The following is a 19,732-nucleotide window of genomic DNA, read 5'->3' as shown; positions in this document are numbered from 1 at the left end:
CCCCGGTCCCGCTGCCGGGCCCGGTTCGCCCGACGGCGGCGGGTAGGCCGCGGTCGGGGACGCAGCCGTCGGGGCCGGAGTCGGGTAGGCGGCGGTCGGGGCGCCCTCCGGCGGCGGGTACGCGCCGGGCGGCGGCGCGACGGGCGGCAGCGGCTCGGGCGACGTGGGGGTGTCGTCGGCGGAGCTCCGGCCCGCGCCGGGACGGGACGAGGGCGCCACCCAGGGCTGATCGGCGGCCCCCTCACGGCGGCCTTCCTCAGGACGCTCCTCGGGCGTCCCCGTGGGTTCGTCGGTCGGCATCGGCCCTCCTCGTTCGGCGGCCGAGCCTACCGAGGGCGGTGCTTCGGGGGCAGGGCCGGACGGATCCCCGGCGCTTCCGGTCCGCGGGGAGCGCGGGCATCCGCCTGACGGGTCAGGGCCGGGAGCGGCGAGCGGCGAAGAACGCGCAGAGCAGGGCGACGACGAACAGGCTTCCGCCCTCGACGATCGGCAGCGGCTGCCGCTGCGCGAGGCCGACGAGCGCGTCGGCGACGCCGCCGACGGCCAGGACCAGGAGGATCACGAGCAGGGCGCGGATCCGCGGATCCCTCGGCCGCCTCGCGCCGCGCGATCGCGTGCCGCCGCTCACAGCCCGGCCGCCAGGAAGTCGATCGTGCGGCCGACCTCGGGCAGCTCGGGCACCGGCGGGATGTTGAGGTGCCCGTGCAGCATGCCCGCGGCGACGGTGAGCTCGACCGGGATCCCGCGCTCGGTGAGCTGCTCGACGAACAGCTCCCCCGACGCGCGCAGGTCGTCGTACTCGCTGACCACGATGTGGGCGGGCGGCAGGCGGGTGAGGTCGGCGAGCCCCGGCATCAGGTTCGACGGGATGTCCGTGATGCGGCCGAGGTAGGCGGCGGTGATGTCGGTGATCATCCGCGGGGTGAACCGCAGGAGCAGCGGCAGCTCGCGCATCTCCGCGGCGAGGGCGTCGGGCAGCGCCGGCGTCGGGAAGTGCAGGGCCGGGTAGGCCAGCAGCATCGCGGTGGGCAGCGGGTGCCCCGCGTCGCGGGCTCGCAGGACGGCAGCCACCGCGAGGTTGGCGCCGGCGCTGGCGCCGCCGATCGCGGCGTGCGCCGGATCGACGCCGAGCTCGCCCGTGGCGCCCCGGAACCAGTCCCAGGCCGCCGCCACGTCGTCGACGGGAATCGGGTAGCGCACGCCGCCGACGGCGAGCCGGTAGTCGACGCTCACCACGACGGCGCCGGCGCGCACGGCGACCTCCGCGCCGACCACGTGCGCCTCCGGCATGTCCAGATCGCCGGCCGTGAAGCCGCCGCCGTGGTTCCAGAGCAGTCCCGGGCGCGGGCCGGACGAGCCGACCGGCCGGTAGATCCGGATCGGGATCGCCCCGTGCGGACCCTCGATGCGGCGATCCTCGACCGCGACGTCCGGCAGCGCGTAGTCCCCGAACGGCGCGAACCAGCCGAGGGCCGACTCGGGCACGTCGTCGACGTCGAAGCCCGGCTGCAGGTCGCGGATCAGTGGAAGGCGGGCGGCGATCAGCGGATGCACGGGCACGGGCACGGTTCCTTCCGCAACCCGGGTCGATGGGCGCCACTCCATCCTGCCGTCCGCCGCATCCGGGTTCCCCGCCCCGACCGGAACGGCGCCCGGCGGTGCCGGGTCGGCGCTCCGCCGCCGGGCGCCGTCCGCGGGGCGCGAACGGGCGCAGGAGGCCGGGGCGCCCGAGGGAGGATGGACCGATGCGATCGGCACCCCGCGCCCGCGTGCCGGCCGCTGCCTGCGCCGCGATCCTGGCACTTGCGCTCGCCGCCTGCTCGAGCCCGTCCGTTTCCCCGGCCGCGTCCCGGCCGGCGGCGACGAGCGCGGCGCCCGCCGCCCGGACGCCGGCACCCCGCACGACGACGGCGGAGGGCACCCGCCCGACCGTCGTCGCGGCACTCGGCGACTCGCTGTCCCGCGGCTACGACGCGTGCGACCACTACGGCGACTGCCCCTCCGTGTCGTGGATCACCGGCACGAACACGACCGTGAACAGCATCGCGAGTCGGCTCCGCGCGCAGACCGGCGCGCCGGTGACGGTGCACGACGACGCGCGGTCGGGCGTCTCCGTCGGTGACCTGCCGCGGCAGGTCGACCTCGCGATCGCGCAGCAGCCCGACATCGTCACGGTGCTGATCGGCGGCAACGACGTCTGCCGGGCGAGGGTCGCCGACATGACCTCCGCGCAGACCTACTCCGCCGTCGTCGACGCGCAGCTGACGCGACTGGCGGCAGCCCTCCCCGACGCACGGATCCTCGTCGCGTCCGTCCCGGACGTCACGGACCTGCGTCCGGTCGCCTCCTCGAACCCGACCGCCCGCTTCCTCTGGAGCACGCTCGGCGGCTGCACGACCGTGCTCGGCGACCCGCGGTCGGACTCGGAAGCGACGCAGAGCCGCCTCGCGACCGTGCGCGACCGCATCGACGCCTACAACGGGTCGCTCGCGACCACCTGCGCGACGCTGCGCCGGTGCGTGTGGGACGGCGGCGCGCTGAACCGCTACCAGCCGACGATCGCCCAGCTCTCGCCGCTCGACTACTTCCATCCGTCGATCGCCGGCCTGCGCGAGCTGGCCGCGATCGAGTGGGCCGCCCTCGCGGGCGGCTGACGGTCAGGGCCGGCCCATCCCCCGGTAGGTCCAGCCGGCGGCGCGCCAGGCGACGGGGTCCAGCACGTTGCGGCCGTCGATGATGACCTTCGACCGCACGAGCTCGGCGGTCGCCACCGGGTCCAACTCGCGGTAGTCCTTCCACTCGGTGACGAGCACGACGACGTCGGCCCCGTGCAGGGCGTCGTCGGTGTCGGTCGCGAAGCCGAGCTGCGGATGCAGCCGGATGGAGTTCGGGATCGCCTTCGGGTCCGTGGCGATCACGTGGGCACCGAGGCCGTTGAGCTGCACCGCCACGTCGAGGGCCGGCGAGTCGCGCACGTCGTCGGAGTCCGGCTTGAAGGCGAGCCCGAGCACCGCGACCTTCTTCTGGTACACCTGGCCACCGAGCGCCTCCGTCACCAGCTCGACCATGCGCTGCCTGCGGCGCATGTTGATCGCGTCGATCTCCTTCAGGAAGGCGACGCTCTCGCCGCGCCCCAGCTCCTCGGCCCGCGCGGAGAAGGCGCGGATGTCCTTCGGCAGGCAGCCGCCGCCGAACCCGATCCCGGCGTTCAGGAAGCGCCGGCCGATGCGCGGGTCGTAGCCGATCGCATCCGCGAGGGCCGTGACGTCCGCATCCGCGACCTCGGCGATCTCCGCCATCGCGTTGATGAACGAGATCTTCGTGGCGAGGAACGCGTTCGCCGCGACCTTGACGAGCTCGGCCGTGGCGAAGTCGGTCTCCACAAGCGGGGTGCCCTTGCCGAGCGCGGTCGCGTACACCTCGTCGAGGAGGCGCTTCGCGACCTCGCGGTGCTCACCGCCCGGCGGCAGCCCGTAGACGAGCCGGTCGGGTGCGATCGTGTCCTGCACCGCGAAGCCCTCGCGGAGGAACTCCGGGTTCCAGGCCAGCAGCGCGCCGCTTCCCGACTCGTCGATCCGGGCGGCCAGCCGCGCGGCGGTGCCGACGGGCACCGTGGACTTGCCGACGACGAGGTCTCCCGCGGACAGGTGCGGGAGCAGGCCCTCGATCGCCGCGTTCACGTAGGTGAGGTCGGCGGCGCCGCCCCCGCGGGTCTGCGGGGTGCCGACGGCGACGAAGTGCACCTGCGCGTCCCGCACCTCGCTCATGTCCGTCGAGAACCGCAGCCGTCCGGAGGCGGAGGCGGACTGAAGGATCTCACCGAGGCCGGGCTCGAAGAAGGGCGCCTGCCCCGCGGCGAGGTCGCGGACCTTGGCCGCATCGACGTCGATGCCGATCACCTCGTGGCCGAGCTCGGCGAGGGAGGCGGCATGCACGGCACCGAGATAGCCGCAGCCGATGACGGAGATCTTCACAGGGGCTCCTTGTCCAGCCGGGTCGTCCGGCGTGAGGCGATGGGGCGGGCGGGCGGGATCGCTCGCATGCCGGCACGATCGAGCCCCGGCGAACCGGACGCTCGGTGATGCGGGTGGGTCAGTCGGAGGGTGCGACCCGGAGCGACGCGGCGCGGCGGAGGTCCGCCTCCGCCAGCGCATCCGCTTCCACGACGGTGGCGACGCCGAGGCGGGCGACCAGCCTGCTGATCTGCAGCTGGTGGTCGTCGACGTGCTCCCGGCGCTCCTTGCGCCGGGGAACCACGACCGGGTGGATCCCGGCCTCGAGCAGCGCGAGGATCGTGCCGACGCCGGCGTGGGTCACGACGACGTCGGCGGCCCGGGCCTGCTCCATGAACTCGTCGCCGCCCACCTGGGCGACGATCCGCCCCGGCAGATCGCGCCGATCGGTGACGCCGACCTGCCAGACGCTCTCCTCGGACAGCGATCCGCTGGCGGCGAGTGAGTCGAGCACCGCGTCGAAGCGGAAGGGCCGGATCGTCCCGAGGGTCACGAACGCGCGGAGCGGACGGTCGGGCGCGGGCGGCATGGGGTTCGGCACCGAGCGGAACAGCGAGAGCACGCTCTCGTGGTTCTTCCACCGGCCCCCCGCCCATCCCGCATGCTGCGTGTACAGGTCGGCGAGGTGGAGCGTCGCGAGGATCCGGCCGGTCAGTGAAGGGCCTTCGACGCGGGACACGCTCTCGATGTAGGTCCGCGGCACGCCTGCGAACGCCGCGGTGCCCATCGCCGCGAGGGCGAGGGCCGCCCCGGTGCTGATGAGCTCGTCGAAGCGCTCAGCGCGGAGCACGCGGGAGATCGGCGCGAGGGCTCTCGCGACGCCCGGGTAGTCGCGGGAGGCGATGTAGGGCACGTAGGTGACGCGCTTGCCCCGCAGCAACGAGATGCTCTGCGGCGTCTCGAAGGTGATCCACATGGAATCGGGATGGGGGTCGAGCGAATTCGAGAAGCGCACCAGCTGGGCCAGATGGCCTCCGGTGGAGGCGGCGAAGAGATACTTCCGCCTACCGTCCACCGCGCCGTGCGGTCGCTCGGTCCTTGGACTAGCGGCTCGCTGAAGGACCACGGCTATGCCTCGGGTCCGATGGTGCGCTGCTGTCGCTGGATTCGGATGTGTTCGGGGTCCAAAACCGGCGACCTCCTTTCGACGTCTGGGTGAACGTCCAGTGGCCTGGACCGACAGTCTCACATGAAGGCAAGCCGAATTCCACCGTGCAGCAGTTCGGATGCTCACGACTGCATACCGATCCCGCTTGCCCGGGAAGTCGACGTCCTCCGGCGGGAGGTGGGATCCGGGCCCTCTCCATCGACCCGGACACCGCGGCGGAGAGGCTTTGCAGAACGAAGCCTCTCCCCGCTATGGATGCCGGAAGAAGGACGGATCGGGTCGGGAATCCCGTGCCGGAACGCGAATTCCTTCTCCTGTTCACGTGCACGTCACCCGATCGGGGGATTCTCTTTCCACTTCCGGACGCAGAATCATCGTGCTCTTCGGTAGAAACACCCATTCCCCGAATCAGGAGTACCCCATGATCCGTCGACTGCAGTTCCGCCTGTACCGCTTCCTGCACGGCGAGGATCTCTTCGACGCCTGGCCCGGCGACATCCGGCCGACGCCGACCCCCGCCGAGGCCGTGACACGGCGGCATCACACCCCCTCCGCGGTCGCGCACCACTGACGCGTCGACCCAACTCCCCGTCGTCCCTCCCCCTCCCCGTGGCCGCCCGGCCCGCGCCGGAGGGCCGAACCGCACCCGCATCAGGGGCGTTCCTCGATCCCCCTGATCCACGCCGACTGCCGGCGGCTGCCCGCGGCCTTCCGCGCGATCCTGCGGCCTGAGCCGCCGATCGGCTGCTCGCCGACGACGACGTGCCGCGTGTGGCGATGCCCCGCGGCGGCCGGACCGCGCTGCCCGGCCCGCACGAGCGTCCGTCCCTCGGGCCCACCGCTCTGCCGGTGAGTCCGCACGCGCTCCAGGCGCCGCGGGCGGCCTCATCCGCGCCGACCGGCTCGCGACTTCACCAGCGACGGTCGGCCCGGCTCAGCTCGGCCCACGTGCGTGCCCTGCTGTCCGCGAGCCCTGTCCCGCACCAGGTCATCTGAACGGTCTGGTCGCCCCCCGAAAGCGGGACTTCTGTCCCCCTTCCCGCCGCTCCATGATGGGACTCTCCTCCCCGGGATCCTCTTTCCCGCCGCCGCACACCCATTCGGCGGAATTCGGTCGAACCGAGCCGGAAGAGAATTCCCCGTTCCCCTGTGACCCGACAGGTATACACGCATGCCGAAAAGCCCCTCCGAGCGACGCCCGGACGAATCCCCGACCCCCCGCAGCCCGCGGCGCAAGCCGTTCCTGCTCGCCCTGACCGCCGCCGCCGTCGCGCTGGCCGTCGGCGGCACCGCGGCGGCGATCCTCGCCGGCGGCCCGTCCAGGACCACTGCGGCTCCGCATCCCGCCTCGACGCCTCTCGCCTCGGCGCTCCCTTCGGCGACCGCGTTGCCGAAGGCGTCCGCCACCGCCACGTCGATGACCAGGTCGACGGCCGGCACCGTCGTGGCGTCCTACGTGAAGTCGATCGACGCGCTGACGCCGACGTCGACCACCGCGTCGCTCGAGCGGATCGTCACCGGCGCCGCTCTCGCGGAGGTCCAGGCCTCGCAGCTCGAGTACACGACCAACCACTGGACGACGACGGGGCGCACCCGCGTCGACGGCGTGAAGGTGCTTCGCGCGGACACGACCGGCACGACGCGGACCGCGGAGGTCCAGGCCTGCCTCGACTCGTCCTCCGTCACGCTGCGCACGGCCGCGGGCAAGCCGGTCTACCCGGCGTCGTCCACGCCGAAGCGCTACCTCAACCTCTACGCGCTCGAGTACCTCGACGGCGGCTGGCGCGTCGTGCACCACTCCTTCCCGACCGACCCGACCTGCTGACCGGCCCGGTCCCGCCTCCCCGGCGTTCCCCGCACCCTTCTCCCTCCCGATCCCCCACCCCACCTGCGTCCCGCAGGTCCCGTCCCCCCAACGGAGCCCCACGTGCCTCTCTCCTCCCCGAACCGACCGAAGCGGCTCGGCCTGAAGCTCATCGCGAGCATCGGCGCCGTCGCGGGCGTCACGCTGATGAGCGTCGTCGCCCCCGCCCAGGCCGACAGCAGCTCGCTGCCGACGCCGGACGGCCTCAGCGCGGCGACCGCCGCCGCCTCCTGCTGGGAGGTGAAGGTGAACACCCCGTCGGCGCCGAACGGCGTCTACTGGCTCTACACCCCGGCGCTCGGCTCGCCGCAGCAGTTCTTCTGCGACCAGACCACCGACGGTGGCGGCTGGGTGCTCATCGGCCGCGGCCGAGAGAACTGGAGCCAGTCCGGCGAGGGCTACGGCACCGCCGCGCAGGTTCGCGACACGATCACGGGTACCGCGGCGTTCGACGCCCGCGAGCTGAGCGCGACCACGGTCGACGGCCTCCTGAACAACCAGTCCGTGTCGAGCCTCCCGGACGGCGTGCGGCTCCGCCGGGCGACCGACACGGCGGGCGCGAGCTGGCAGGAGGCGCGCTTCACCTTCAGCTCGCCCCGCGACGACTGGTCGTGGCTCTTCGCCGACCTGCAGCGGATCGCGACCTGGAGGTTCGATTCCACGAGCGGGACCGGCGGCACCACGAAGGCCTTCGGCACGGGCACCGCCGCCGGCGTCACCGAGGTGCAGACCACCGTGAACAAGACGGTCGGCTACCAGAACGGCTTCGGCTACGGCAACGCCGTCGCCGGCACCACCGCGGCCGACAGCTACATCTGGAAGGGGTCCGTCGGCTACGCCCGGCCCTTCACGCAGGTCTACCTGCGCCCGAAGCTCGTAAGCAGCAGCATCCTCTCGGCCATCCCGGACTCGGGGACGCCGGCGGTCGCCCAGGGCAGCGTGGCGAAGAGCCTCGCCATGCCGACGGTCTGGGGCGTGAACGGCCTCGGCGCGGCCGGCACCGGCATCGAGGACACCGAGGTGTCCGCGTTCACCGAGTCGAAGGGCGACGTGTACGTCGGCGGCAACTTCGCGCACGTGCAGAAGGACTCGAAGGGCACGGGCCTCGTGAACCAGTCCTACCTCGCCGCGTTCGACGTGAAGACGGGCGCGTTCGTGCCCGGCTTCGCGCCGGTCTTCAACCAGGAGGTCAAGGCGCTCGCCACCCTCCCGGACGGCCGCATCGTCGCCGGTGGCGACTTCAGCCAGGTGAACGGGAAGGCCGAGAACGGCCTCGTCGTGCTCGACCCGGCCACCGGCGCCGTCGACACGGCGTTCACCGGCCGGCTCATCAACGCGCTGACCGCCAGCGGCGGCCAGGCCATCGTGCGTGCGCTCGAGGTGCAGGGCGGCTGGCTCTACGTCGGCGGCACCTTCACCCACGCGACGGGCGGCAGCACCACGGCGCAGGTCTACTCGCGCAACGCGGTCCGCCTCTCCGTGACCGACGGCACGCCGGACAAGAACCTGACGTTCGAGTTCGACGGCACGGTGATCAGCCTGGATGCCTCATCCCAGGGCGACCGCGTGTACTTCGCAGGCTACTTCGCCGACGACAAGACCTCGTCCGCGTACCGGGTGGCGGCCGTCACCACGGCGAACGGCGGCTCCGTGCTCCCCTGGACGGTGAAGTTCACGTCCCCGGACACCGCCGCCACGATCGCGAAGGGCAAGACGGCCACCTACCAGCAGGCCGTCCGCGAGGTCGGGAACCGCGTCTGGATCGGCGGCTCCGAGCACATGATCTTCAGCTACAACCGTGCCGACCTGAGCGAGGCCAGCACCAACGTCATGTCCTCCGAGGGCGGCGACGGCCAGGTCCTCGCCACGGACGGCACGAACGTCTACGGCGGCTGCCACTGCTACCTCGCCTCCTACTCGGATGCGCACGTCGGCGCGAGCTGGACGGACCCGGGCACCGCGTGGACGAAGGTCTCGAAGATCGAGGGTGTCGGCGCGTGGAACGCGGCGACCGGCGCCTACGAGACGTCCTTCAGCCCGTCCTTCACCGAGCGTGAGGGTGCAGGCGGCTGGGCCGTGTTCACCGACTCCACCGGCGTGACCTGGATGGGCGGCGACTTCACCGCCGTGCGCACCGGGGCCACCGGCAAGGCGTGGGCCGGCGGATACGCCCGGTTCGCCCGGAACGACTCGACGGCGCCGACGGCGCCGAGCGCCCTGACCGTGACGACGACCGGGACCGGCGTGGCCGCGACCTGGAAGGCCTCCACGGACGCCGGCGGCGCGGTGACCTACCAGGTGCTCCGCAACGACCGCGTCATCGCCACCACGGCGAGCACGTCCATCGCGCTCCCGTCGGCGCCGACCGGCACGAAGTACTTCGTGCGGGCGGCGGACCCGTCGGGCAACCTGTCCGCGAGCACGGCTGCCGCCACCGCCTCGGCCACGCCGCCGGCCCCCGCCGCCGGCACGCTGGTCGCCGACGGCGCGAGCTGGCACTACCTGTTCCCGCCGACCGGTCCGGACGGCTCCTGGAACACCGCGGCCTTCGACGACTCGTCGTGGGCGTCGGGCGCCGCGCCGCTCGGCTGGGGCGACGCGAGCGTCGTGACCACCGTCGGATCCGCGATCACGCCGAAGCCGATCACCGCCTACTACCGCAAGTCGTTCTCCGTGGGCGACCCGAGCTCGCTCGGCACCGTGACGATCACGACGCGGGCCGACGACGGTGTCGTGGTCTACGTGAACGGCCAGGAGGTCGGCCGCTCGAACATGCCGAGCGGGGCGATCACCAACGGGACGTACGCGTCCAGCTCGGTGACCACCGCCAACGCGGTCGCGCATCCGGTGACGATCACGGTGCCGTCCTCGGCGTTCGTGGCCGGCACCGACGTGATCGCCGCCGAGGTGCACTCGAACTTCCGGTCGACGGCGACGGCGACCTTCGACCTGGACGCCCAGGCCGACGGGAAGGTCGTGGCGCCGCAGGCCGGTCCGCTCGCGAGCGGCACCACCGTGGTCCGCACGGGCTCGACGTGGTCCTACTCCTCGACGGCCACGGCTCCGGACTCGACATGGCGCTCGGCCTCCTTCGACGCCTCGGCATGGCCGACCGGCAAGGGCGTGCTCGGCTGGGGAACGGGTGACATCACCACCCAGATCCCCGCGCCCTCGACGGGCCGGCCGATCACGAGCTACTTCCGAGGCTCGTTCTCGATCGCGAACGGCACCCTGCCGACGTCGGGGCTGACGCTCACGACTCGGGCGGACGACGGCATCGCCGTCTTCGTCAACGGCACGGAGGTCGGCCGGTCGAACCTGCCCACCGGCACCCTGACGGCGTCCACGTACGCCCTGTCCGCCCCGAGCACCGCGACCGCGGAAGCGAACCCCGTGCACTTCACCGTGCCGTCGTCGCTGCTCGTCGAGGGCACGAACGTGATCGCCGTCGAGGTCCACTCCAACTACAAGACCACGCCGAGCTCGAGCTTCGACCTCGCCGCCGTCGTGAACTGACAGGAGCACCTCGATGACGCTCACGGATCGGGTCCTTCCGGCCCCGGCACGCCTGCGACCCGCACGGCGCTACGGCGACGCCCTCGCCGCCCTCGCGGCGGTGCAGAAGCCCGGCGCGGGGTTCCCCGCCTACACCCGGTGGGTCAACCGCCGGCTCGCCCGGTACGCGGCCGCCGCCGCGTACCGGGCGGGGCTCAGCCCCAACCAGGTCACCGCCGCCAGCGCAGCCGTGTCGCTCGTCGCGATCGCGCTCGTCGCGGCCGCGCCGGCCACGCCGACCGTCGCGGTCGCCGCCGCCGTGCTCTTCGCCGCCGGCTACCTGCTCGACTCGGCGGACGGGCAGGTCGCCCGGCTGTCGGGCACCGGCAGCGCCGCCGGCGAATGGCTCGACCACGTCGTCGACGCGATCCGTACGCCCGCCGTGCACCTCGCCGTCTTCGTCGGCCTGCTCGCGCAGCCGTCGGTGGCGTGGTGGCTGCGCGACGCCGCCCTGGTCTTCTGCGTGGTGGCCGTCGGCCAGTTCACGAGCCAGATCCTCGCCGAGCAGCTGAGCGGGCGCGTGCACCGGTCCGTGTCCGGCGGAGGCGTCGCGAAGTCCTGGCTGACCCTGCCGAACGACACCGGCGTCCTCTGCTGGCTGTTCCTGCTGTGGGGCGCCCCCCAGTGGTTCGCCGCCGCGTACGCCGTGCTCCTCCTCCTCAACACCGTCCACATGGCCGCCTCGATGCGCCGCAAGTACCAGCACCTGACCCAGCGGGAGAACCAGTCCTGATGTCCGAGCACACCACGTCCCCCGCCGTCAGCGTGATCATCGCCACCCGCGGCCGGCCGGAACTCCTGCGCAAGGCCGTGTCCGCGGCGCTCTCCCAGGACCACGCCGGCACCGTCGAGGTGCTCGTGGTCTTCGACCAGGTCGCCGTCGACGAGCTCGCCGACGTCGTCGTCCCCGCCGGCCGGGTGCTGCGCACCCTCACGAACGCGCGGACCCCCGGCCTCGCCGGCGGCCGCAACACCGGCATCCTCGCCGCCGCCGGCGAGCTGATCGCCTTCTGCGACGACGACGACGAGTGGCTCGACGGCAAGCTCGCGGCGCAGCTGCGCACCTGGGCCGCCGTCCCCGACGCCGCACTGGTCGCGACCGGCATCCGCATCGAGTCCGCGGGCGGATCGCACGTGCGCCTCCCTCCGGCCCGTGCGACGTTCGCCGACTTCCTCGACTCGAGGATCACCGAGATCCACCCGTCGACGTTCCTGCTCCGCCGGTCGGACCTGCTCGGCGGCATCGGACTCGTCGACGAGGACCTGCCCGCCTCCTACGGGGAGGACTACGACCTTCTGCTCCGCGCCGCCCGCCTCGGGCCCGTCGTGAGCGTCGTCGAACCCCTCGTCGTCATCAACTGGAAGCGGACCTCCTTCTTCGCCGGCCGGTGGGAGGGCATCGCCGCGGGCCTCTCCTACCTGCTCCGCAAGTTCCCGGAGTTCGCCGACACCCCTCGCGGCACCGCCCGCATCGCGGGCCAGGTCGCCTTCGCCCACGCGGCGCTCGGCCGACGTGCCGAGGCGCGGGCCTGGGCGGTCGACGCCATCCGGAACGACCGGCGGCAGCTGCGTGCCTACGCCGCCCTCGCGATCGCCGCGCACCTCGCTCCGCCCGCCCTCCTCGTGGACCTCGTGAACCGTCGGGGGCGCGGCCTGTGACCGGCACCGCCGCCGTCCTCGAACGTCGCACCGTCGTCGCCCGGCCCGCCGCGCCCGACGGCCGCGGAGTCCTGCCCGCGTGGCCGCTGATCGCCATGGTCGCCGGCTACCCGGTGGAGTGGGCGCTCGGCGCGACCGCGTTCGCCTCCCTCGGGATCGCCGTGGTGATGGCGGTGTTCCTCCTCGTGCGCGGCCGCCTGCGTCCCGCGACCGGGCTGCTCCCGTGGGGCGCGCTGATCCTCTGGGTGCTCGCCTGCGCCGTCGGCCTGCACACCCTGCCGCAGGCGATCGGCTACGCGCAGCGCCTCGGCGACCTGGTCGCGGCGGGCGTCGCCGGCCTCTACTACATGAACGCGCGAGAGCGGATCACGCCCCGCACCGCCATCGCGGCGCTCGTCGTGCTGTGGGTCGTCGTCGTGCTGCTCGGGTTCGGCGCCATCGCGATGCCGAACCTGCGGCTGCAGACGCCGGTCAGCTTCCTCGTGCCGGACGGCCTGAAGACGAACTCGCTCGTCAGCCAGCTGATCTACCCGCCCATGGCCGAGGTCCAGCAGCCGTGGGGCGCCGCCGTGCCCTTCAACCGGCCCGCGGCCCCGTTCCCCTACGCGAACAGCTGGGGCGCCGCGTACGCGATCCTCACCCCGGTCGTCGTCGCCTACCTGGCCCTCCGCCCGGCGCGGCCGGTCCGGTGGGCGCTCGGCGCCCTCCTCGTCGCGTCGCTGTACCCGGCGATCCAGACCAGCAACCGCGGGATGCTCCTCGGCCTGGGCGTGGCGATCACCTACGTCGTGCTCCGCCTCGCGCTGCGGGGGCGGCTGCTCGCCACCGCCGGCGCCGCGGCGGCCGTCGCCGTCGCGGGGGGCTACCTCCTCGCCTCCGGCGCCCTGCAGGGCATCCTCGCCCGCCAGCAGGTCAGCGACAGCACGGGCACGCGTGCGGACCTCTACACGTCGACGTTCTCGGCGACCCTGCAGTCGCCGTTCCTCGGCTGGGCGAGCCCGCAGACCGACGTGTCGATCGGCTACCCGCTCGGCAGCCAGGGGCACGCGTGGACCCTCATGTACTCGTACGGCTTCGTCGGCCTCGGGCTCTTCCTCGTGTTCCTCATCGGCGCCGTCGTCAGCACGGGCCGCGCGCCCGGCACGCCGGCCCTCTGGCTGCACTCGTCGCTCGTGATGCTGATCCCGCTCGTCTGGCTGTACGGGCTCGGCACCGCGCAGACCATCGCGATGGTCGTGCTCGCCGCGATCCTCCTCCGCGCGCGATCGGGAACGGAGACGATCCGATGACCGGCCGCAGCGAGAACCTGCTCCGCGCGAGCCTCGTGACGTTCGCCGGCATCGTGATCGGCGCGATCGCGACGCTGCTGCTCGCTCAGGTGATCGGTCACCGGCTGGGCGCCGCGGGCACCGGCCTGTTCTTCCAGGCGATCGCCCTGTTCGCGATCGTGTCGAACGCACTCCAGCTCGGCGCGGACACGGCGCTCGTGCGGACACTGTCCCGCAAGGTGGCCCTGGGCCAGCGGAGCGACCTCGCGCGGGTCGTCCGCGGCGCCGTCGGCCCGGTCGTCGCCGTCGCCCTCGTGGTCTCGGTCGTCGTCTTCGTCGCAGCGGCGCCGCTCGCCGCCGTCGTCGCCCCGAACGATCCGGCCTACGGGACCGCGGTGCTGCGGATCATGGCGCCGTTCCTCGCACCGGGAGCGCTCCTCGCGGTCCTGCTCGGCGGGACGCGCGGCATCGGCAGCACCCTCCCCTACACGGCCCTCCAGAACCTCGCGCTCCCGGTGTCACGGCTGCTGCTCGTCGGCCTCGGCATGACCGTCGGGCTCGGGGCGGAGTGGGTCGCCGGCGCCTGGGCCGCGCCCCTCGTGATCGTCGCCGCGATCGCCGCCGTGCTGCTCGCACGCCAGCTACGGCGCGCCGGCGACCCGTTCGGCTCCCCCTCCCCCGCCTCGACGCGCGAGTTCTGGCGGTTCGCGATCCCGCGCGGCGCATCGACGGTGCTGGAACGCGCCATCGACTGGGCGGGCGTGCTCATCGTGCTGGCCGTTGCCGGGCCCGTGCTCGGCGGCATCTACGCGGTCGTCAACCGGTGCGTGAACGCCGGGACGATGATCGACCAGGCCGCGCGCATCGTGACCGGCCCGCGGATCAGCCGCGCCCTCGCGGTCGGCGATCGGAAGCAGGCGTCCGCGCTGTTCCTCGACGTCACCCGGGGCATCGTCGCCGTCGCGTGGCCCTTCTACCTCACGCTCGCGGTGTTCGCGCCGGCGGTGCTGTCACTGTTCGGCCCGGAGTTCGTCGCCGGCGCCCTGCCCCTCGCCCTCGTGAGCATCGCCATGATGCTGTCCACGACGGCCGGCATGGTGCAGAGCATCCTGCTCATGGGCGGCCGCAGCTCCTGGCAGCTGGGGAACCGGATCGCGCAGCTCGTGACCCTCGTGGTCGTCACCGTGGTCCTCGTCCCGCCGCTCGGGCTCCTCGGCGCCGCGCTCGGCTGGACGGCCGCGATCCTCGTCGACACGACGCTCGCGACCGTGCAGGTCGCCGTCAAGCTCGGGATCCACAGCTCACCGCGGCTCGTCGTCTTGCCCGCGGGCCTCGCCCTCGCGATCTTCGGCGGAGGCGGCCTGCTCTGCGCCGCCGTGCTCGGTCAGACCGTGCCCGCCCTCCTTCTTTCCGGCGCCGTCCTGGCGCTCGTCTACGTCGCCGCATGCGTCCTGCTGCGGCGCCAACTGGGGTTCGACGCGCTTCTCCCGCGTCGGATGACGACCCGAGTCATCGGCCTCCCGGCCGCCCCGCTTCCCGATCTGACCCGGATCGAAAGGTGAACCCGTGAAAATCCTGTTGGTCGCTTCCGATGGAGGCCACCTGGCGCAGCTGCTGCCGCTCGACGACTGGTGGGGCCGGCACGACCGGCACTGGGTGACGTTCCGCAAGCCCGACGCCGTCGCCGCGCTCGAGGGCGAGCAGGTGACCTGGGCGTACCACCCCACCACCCGCAACCTCCCCAACGCCCTGCGCAACCTCGGCCTGGCCGTCCAGACGCTCCGCCGGCTGCGGCCGGACGTCGTCGTGTCGACCGGGGCCGGCGTGAGCCTGCCGTTCTTCGTCGTCGCCCGGTTCCTCCGGATCCGCACCGTGTACATCGAGGTCTTCGACCGCGTCGACAGCCCCACCCTGACCGGACGGCTGTCCTACCCGATCTCGGACGCCATGTGCAGCCAGTGGCCGCAGCAGCGGGCGATCTACCCCGAGGCCGTCCTGATCGGACCGACGCTGTGAACGGCATCTCGCTGGTCGTCTCGCTCGGCACCGACCACCACCGCTTCGACCGCCTCGTCGAATGGACGGAGAACTGGGTCACCGCGGCGCCCTTCCACACCGACCTCTTCGTGCAGTACGGGTCGTCCCGTGCACCCCGCATCGGGGCCGGAGCGGAGCTCCTGCCCCGGGCGGAGATGCTCGAGCGCTACCGGAACGCCGACATCGTCGTCACTCAGGGCGGACCCGGCTCGATCCTCGACGTGGCGTCGGTCGGCAAGATGCCGATCGTCGTGCCCCGGCACCCGGACTACAACGAGCACATCGACGGCCACCAGGTCGTGTTCGGCCGCTTCATGGCCGACCGGTCCGAGGCCATCCTCATCGAGGACGAGGTGACGTTCGACGACGTGCTCGATCGCGCGGCCGTCGATCCCGCGTCGCTCCGCCGGGCACCGCGCCCCTCCCCCGTCGCCGGGACGGCCGCCGCGCTCGCCGCGGTCGTCGACGACGTCATGCAGCGGCCCGCGGGATTCGTCCGCTGGCCCCGCTTCCGTCAGGTCGGCGGCATCCGCCCGGACTCGGCCCGCCTCGCCCGCCAGGGCGGCGGCATGGAGCCGGCGTACGTCGCCTCGGTCCGGTCGAACCCGGAACCGCTCGCGCTGCCCGTCGCGATGGCCGGCGAGCGCGCGTCGAGGCACATCATCGCCTGACCACGCGCGACCGCCGTGGTGCCCGGCGTCCCGCCCTCGAGGTCGGGCGCCGGGCACGCTGCGTCCTCGGGCGCGTGGGCTGCCCCGGACGCGCCGGAGTGAGGCGTGGGTCGGCTGGCTCGCGGGCCGGCTGCTCGACCTGCCCAGAGCATGGGCAGGAAGGCCGGCACCTCGTTCCGCGAGTAGGGGGATGTCCCGGGTGGAGGCCGGGCGACGGCGTGCCGGCCTACGGGCGGGACAGCTGCCTACACGCGGGACCTCACGCCGGGATCGCGCAGGGTGACGCGCGGTTCGCCTGCATCGCGGGCCGGCTGCTCGAGCTGCCCCGGGCGTGCGCAGCGAGGCCGGCACCTCGTTCCGCGAGTAGGGGGATGTGCCGGGTGGAGGCCGGGCGACGGCGTGTCGGCCTACGGGCGGGGCAGCTGCCTACACGCGGGACCTCACGCCGGGATCGCGCCGGGTGACTCGCGGTTCCCCTGCATCGCGGGCCGGCTGGTCCGGCTGGCCCGGGCGTGGGCAGGAAGGCCGGCACCTCGTTCCGCGAGTAGGGGGACGTCCCGGGTGGAGACCGGGCGACGGCGTGTCGGCCTACGGGCGGGACTGCGGCCTACACGCGGGACTTCCGCCTAGACATGCAAGCGAAGCCGGCCGGGACTCCGCGTCCCGGCCGGCCTCGGCATCCGTGTCCCGTCAGCGACCGGAAGGCATCAGCTGCCGGTCGCCGGCCGCGGCGCCGTGGCGCGACGTGGCGCCGCCACCGCGCGGACGGTGGACGAGCGCGCCGGCCTCGAGGAAGACGGGGACGAGCTTCTCGGGGTCGTCACCCGCGAACAGGTCGCGCAGAGCGGCGGCATCGGCGACCCGGCTCCGCGGCGTCGCGATCACCAGCACGGAGTCGACCGCGTCGGCGATCACGAGCCGCTGGGCGGGCGAGACGACGCGCGAGGCGTCCACCAGCACGAGTGCGGGTCGGTCGTCGCCGACGGGTCGGTAGGACCACTCGTTCTCGAGGTCCGCACCGGCGAGCTCGCCGTCGTCGACGACCGCGAGCTCGAGGCCCGCCAGCCGCGACAGGGCGGTGACCGAATCGATCACGGCGTCGACGGGCAGCTCGACCGGGGTCATGAGCGCGACGACCGCGGGGCCGTCCGTCAGGGCGCCCGAGCGGCGCCGGACCGCACGGAGGATCCAGCGGGCCGCCTCGATGTCGTCACCGCTGCGGATGACGACGGCCGGGCTCCGGAGGAGGTCGGAGAAGCGGCTCGCGAACCGGATCCGGCGGTCGGCGACGTCCCATCCGATCGCGACGAGGGCGCCGAGGAGCAGACCGCCGAGGAGGCCGCCGACGAGGTAGGACGACAGCCCGATCGACGAGGGCGACGACGGCACGGAGGCGCGGCCGATGATCCGGGCCGTGCCGTCACCGACGTGCAGGAGCGCCGTGCGCTGCGCCTTGAGGTCGGACAGGGTCGACGTGTTCTTCGGGTCGACCGATGCGATGCGCTGGTCGAGGGCGTCGATCGAGGCCTGCGCGGCGACGAGCGCGGACTGCGCCCGGAAGGTCAGGTACGCGTCGGCGACGGCGTTCGCCCAGGCCGCGGCGCTGGTCGCCGTCGGAGCGGTGACGGTCACCTGCAGCACGGTCGAGCCGGACGGCGCGGCCGCCACGGTCGCGGCGGTCAGCGTGCTCGGGTCCACGGCGGGGTGCAGCTGCTTCGCGGCGATCGCCGCGACCTGCCGTGAGGCGATGACGGCCCGCTCCGTGGAGATGTTGATGTCGTTGTTGTTGGAGTACGTGGCGGAGAGCCGGATCGGCGACACCGTCACTGAAGCGGTCGCCGAGTACTGGTGCGGTGCGGCCAGGCCTGCCGCGGCTGCGGCGAGGAGCACGAGCACGCTCACCGAGGCGAAGGTCAGCCTTCGGCGGAGGATGCGGGCGCCGAGGCGTCCGACTCCGATGGTCCAGTCGGGGGTGGGATCGGCCACAGCAAACTCCTCGGGGGGCCCGGGCACATGGGTCGAGGCAGGGGGCGCCCGGGCGCGCGACCGCTGCAGGAGGTGGGTGGTCTCCGCTGCGATTCTCCCGCCCGCCCGGAACGGGGATCAGCCCCATTCCGGGGTACGTCAGGGCGTGGTGGCCACGAACGCGACGCCGGACCCCGAGAACGTGAGGCTGCCCTCGTCAGGCGTGATCAGCGCCGCGTCGCCGCGGGCGAGGGTGATCCGGTCGGTGGCGCCGTCGATCCGCAGGCCCCCGCTGACGACGAGCACGATCGCGGGCCCGGTCAGCGCGAAGGTGGTGCTGTCGGGCCCGGCGAGGCGGTAGCCGTGCACGGCCGCGGCGTCGCCGAGGGCGACCTGGGCGAGCACGAAGTCGTCCGCGTCGGTGCGGAACACCTCGACGCCGGGGACCGGCGAGTCCGGCTGCACGAGCGGCACGGGCCGCTGCTCGAACACGACGACGTCGAGCAGCTCGCCGACATCGACGTGCTTGCCGGTGAGACCGCCCCGGAGCACGTTGTCGCTCGACGTCATCAGCTCGATCCCGAGGCCCTCGAGGTACGCGTGGATGCTGCCCGCCGTGAGGAACAGAGCCTGGCCCTGTCCGAGGGAGACGCGGTTGAGCAGCAGGCTGAGCACGACGCCGGGGTCGCCCGGGTGCAGCTCGGCGAGCCGGCCGACGGTCAGGAACTCGCGCCGGAAGCTGGAGGTGCCGGCCGACGCCGACGCGGCACGGACGACAGCCCCGATGAGGGTCTCCACGTCGTCCCCGCCGCGCAGCAGCCATTCGACGGTGTCCCGCAGGGGGTTGCCGGCGCCGGTGTGCACGGGCGCCGTCGTCGCGGAGACCGGCGGGTTCAGCGCCGCGACGTCGTGGGAGCTGCCGGTGGAGGCGGCGAGCGCCGGGTCGCCGTCCGCGAGCCGGTCGGTGAAGGCGCGGAGCGCGGTGCGGTCGTCGCCGGAGCTGAACAGGATGAGCTCCTCGAACAGCAGCCTGAGGGTGCTGACGTGCTGGAAGCCGGCGAGCGCCTCGAAGCTCGGCGACAGCGCGAGCAGCAGCTCGGGCTTGGCGGACGCGTCGCGGTAGTTGCGCTCCGCCGCGTCGACGGCGACGCCCGCCTCGTTCTCGCGAGCGAACCCGGCTTCGGCCTGCGCCGTGTTCGGATGCGCCTGCAGGGAGAGCGGCTGGTCGGCGGCGAGGACCTTGAGAAGGAACGGGAGCGTCGTGCGGCCGGGGCCGAGGAAGCGGGCGGGATCCTCGGCGATCACGGCGTCGAGGGCACGGCCGGCGAACGCGGGCGTCGCGTCCGTCACGACGGACGGGCAGGCCGGGTGCGCGCCGAGCCACAGCTCGGCCTCCGGCCCCCCGGACGGCTGCCGGCCGAGCAGCTCCGCGATGGCGGTGCGGGAGCCCCAGGCGTAGTCCCGGGGGGTGTTGGTGATTCCGACGAACATCGGGGACCGTCCTTGCACGCGAGCGGGGGGCGCCGGCTCTGGTGGCGCGTCTGCCTCCGTTCTACCGTGCCCGCCCGGACGTCGCCCGGGGACGCCGTGGC

The 19,732-nt window shown here is 73.4% G+C and carries 16 protein-coding genes and 1 pseudogene; 10 read left to right on the top strand and 7 right to left on the bottom strand.

Going from position 1 to position 19,732, the window contains the following annotated elements:
* From JWQ92_RS11895 to JWQ92_RS11885, 3 genes and pseudogenes are all read right to left on the bottom strand, one after another.
* A pseudogene (locus JWQ92_RS11895) lies at positions 1–300 on the bottom strand (hypothetical protein); the annotation flags it as partial.
* Between the two features lie 112 nt (positions 301–412).
* Entirely contained in the window at positions 413–562 is a 150-nt protein-coding gene (locus tag JWQ92_RS11890; RefSeq protein WP_297344674.1) for a hypothetical protein, read from the bottom strand.
* Between the two features lie 62 nt (positions 563–624).
* On the bottom strand, positions 625–1,560 hold the full coding sequence (locus JWQ92_RS11885; protein WP_297344673.1) for an alpha/beta hydrolase: 936 nt from the start codon (positions 1,558–1,560) through the stop codon (positions 625–627).
* A gap of 185 nt (positions 1,561–1,745) precedes the next feature.
* On the opposite strand from JWQ92_RS11885, the gene JWQ92_RS11880 reads away from it, so the two are divergent.
* Positions 1,746–2,654: a GDSL-type esterase/lipase family protein gene (locus JWQ92_RS11880; RefSeq protein WP_297344672.1), complete on the top strand. Its 909-nt coding sequence runs from the start codon at positions 1,746–1,748 to the stop codon at positions 2,652–2,654.
* 3 nt (positions 2,655–2,657) lie between these two features.
* Here the strand turns inward: JWQ92_RS11880 and JWQ92_RS11875 are convergent, their stop codons facing one another.
* Together JWQ92_RS11875 and JWQ92_RS11870 are read right to left on the bottom strand one after the other, a co-directional pair.
* On the bottom strand, positions 2,658–3,974 hold the full coding sequence (locus tag JWQ92_RS11875; RefSeq protein WP_297344671.1) for a UDP-glucose/GDP-mannose dehydrogenase family protein: 1,317 nt from the start codon (positions 3,972–3,974) through the stop codon (positions 2,658–2,660).
* A 118-nt stretch (positions 3,975–4,092) separates the two neighbouring features.
* Complete coding sequence (locus tag JWQ92_RS11870; RefSeq protein ID WP_297344670.1) at positions 4,093–4,929, bottom strand: glycosyltransferase; 837 nt, start codon at positions 4,927–4,929, stop codon at positions 4,093–4,095.
* A 613-nt stretch (positions 4,930–5,542) separates the two neighbouring features.
* Between JWQ92_RS11870 and JWQ92_RS11865 the strand changes: the two genes are divergently transcribed.
* The 9 genes from JWQ92_RS11865 to JWQ92_RS11825 all read left to right on the top strand — a co-directional run bounded on the left by JWQ92_RS11865 (position 5,543) and on the right by JWQ92_RS11825 (position 16,175).
* The gene (locus JWQ92_RS11865; RefSeq protein ID WP_297344669.1) at positions 5,543–5,692 is read left to right on the top strand and encodes a hypothetical protein; all 150 of its coding nucleotides are present in this window, start codon (positions 5,543–5,545) and stop codon (positions 5,690–5,692) included.
* A gap of 600 nt (positions 5,693–6,292) precedes the next feature.
* Entirely contained in the window at positions 6,293–6,946 is a 654-nt protein-coding gene (locus tag JWQ92_RS11860) for a hypothetical protein (RefSeq protein ID WP_297344668.1), read from the top strand.
* A gap of 102 nt (positions 6,947–7,048) precedes the next feature.
* Positions 7,049–10,501, top strand: coding sequence for a fibrinogen-like YCDxxxxGGGW domain-containing protein (locus tag JWQ92_RS11855; protein ID WP_297344667.1), 3,453 nt, complete (start codon positions 7,049–7,051; stop codon positions 10,499–10,501).
* Between the two features lie 13 nt (positions 10,502–10,514).
* A complete protein-coding gene (locus JWQ92_RS11850; RefSeq protein WP_297344666.1) occupies positions 10,515–11,273 on the top strand; it encodes a CDP-alcohol phosphatidyltransferase family protein in 759 nt (252 codons plus the stop codon).
* Positions 11,273–12,199 carry a glycosyltransferase family 2 protein gene (locus JWQ92_RS11845; protein ID WP_297344665.1) on the top strand — a complete coding sequence of 309 codons (927 nt, stop codon included), beginning with the start codon at positions 11,273–11,275 and terminating at the stop codon, positions 12,197–12,199. Before JWQ92_RS11850 ends, JWQ92_RS11845 begins: the two co-directional genes overlap by 1 nt.
* Positions 12,196–13,488: an O-antigen ligase domain-containing protein gene (locus JWQ92_RS11840; protein WP_297344664.1), complete on the top strand. Its 1,293-nt coding sequence runs from the start codon at positions 12,196–12,198 to the stop codon at positions 13,486–13,488. The genes JWQ92_RS11845 and JWQ92_RS11840 overlap by 4 nt, the downstream gene beginning before the upstream one ends.
* A complete protein-coding gene (locus JWQ92_RS11835) occupies positions 13,485–15,029 on the top strand; it encodes an oligosaccharide flippase family protein (protein WP_297344663.1) in 1,545 nt (514 codons plus the stop codon). Before JWQ92_RS11840 ends, JWQ92_RS11835 begins: the two co-directional genes overlap by 4 nt.
* Before the next feature lie 4 nt (positions 15,030–15,033).
* A complete protein-coding gene (gene pssD / locus JWQ92_RS11830; protein WP_297344662.1) occupies positions 15,034–15,483 on the top strand; it encodes a PssD/Cps14F family polysaccharide biosynthesis glycosyltransferase in 450 nt (149 codons plus the stop codon).
* Positions 15,480–16,175, top strand: a complete 696-nt coding sequence (locus JWQ92_RS11825; protein WP_297344661.1) for a glycosyltransferase — start codon at positions 15,480–15,482, stop codon at positions 16,173–16,175. The genes pssD and JWQ92_RS11825 overlap by 4 nt, the downstream gene beginning before the upstream one ends.
* Before the next feature lie 690 nt (positions 16,176–16,865).
* On the opposite strand, the gene JWQ92_RS11820 is transcribed toward JWQ92_RS11825, so the two are convergent.
* Both JWQ92_RS11820 and manA read right to left on the bottom strand, forming a co-directional pair.
* Positions 16,866–18,161 carry a Wzz/FepE/Etk N-terminal domain-containing protein gene (locus JWQ92_RS11820; RefSeq protein ID WP_297344660.1) on the bottom strand — a complete coding sequence of 432 codons (1,296 nt, stop codon included), beginning with the start codon at positions 18,159–18,161 and terminating at the stop codon, positions 16,866–16,868.
* 138 nt (positions 18,162–18,299) lie between these two features.
* The gene (manA, locus tag JWQ92_RS11815; RefSeq protein ID WP_297344659.1) at positions 18,300–19,631 is read right to left on the bottom strand and encodes a mannose-6-phosphate isomerase, class I; all 1,332 of its coding nucleotides are present in this window, start codon (positions 19,629–19,631) and stop codon (positions 18,300–18,302) included.
* Positions 19,632–19,732 lie beyond the last annotated feature (101 nt).

The sequence above is a fragment of the Amnibacterium sp. genome (genome assembly GCF_025463795.1).
Lineage (GTDB): Bacteria > Actinomycetota > Actinomycetes > Actinomycetales > Microbacteriaceae > Amnibacterium.
The sequence above is the reverse complement of the archived record's forward strand: the minus strand, read 5'-3'. Positions and strand labels throughout refer to the sequence as shown.

Bases quoted from the DNA above. Each gene is read 5' to 3' on its own strand.
- JWQ92_RS11880 (WP_297344672.1), top strand. From the start codon at position 1,746: ATGCGATCGGCACCCCGCGCCCGCGTGCCGGCCGCTGCCTGCGCCGCG.
- JWQ92_RS11870 (WP_297344670.1), bottom strand. From the start codon at position 4,929: ATGTGGATCACCTTCGAGACGCCGCAGAGCATCTCGTTGCTGCGGGGC.
- JWQ92_RS11865 (WP_297344669.1), top strand. From the start codon at position 5,543: ATGATCCGTCGACTGCAGTTCCGCCTGTACCGCTTCCTGCACGGCGAG.
- JWQ92_RS11860 (WP_297344668.1), top strand. From the start codon at position 6,293: ATGCCGAAAAGCCCCTCCGAGCGACGCCCGGACGAATCCCCGACCCCC.
- JWQ92_RS11850 (WP_297344666.1), top strand. From the start codon at position 10,515: ATGACGCTCACGGATCGGGTCCTTCCGGCCCCGGCACGCCTGCGACCC.
- JWQ92_RS11845 (WP_297344665.1), top strand. From the start codon at position 11,273: ATGTCCGAGCACACCACGTCCCCCGCCGTCAGCGTGATCATCGCCACC.
- JWQ92_RS11835 (WP_297344663.1), top strand. From the start codon at position 13,485: ATGACCGGCCGCAGCGAGAACCTGCTCCGCGCGAGCCTCGTGACGTTC.
- manA (WP_297344659.1), bottom strand. From the start codon at position 19,631: ATGTTCGTCGGAATCACCAACACCCCCCGGGACTACGCCTGGGGCTCC.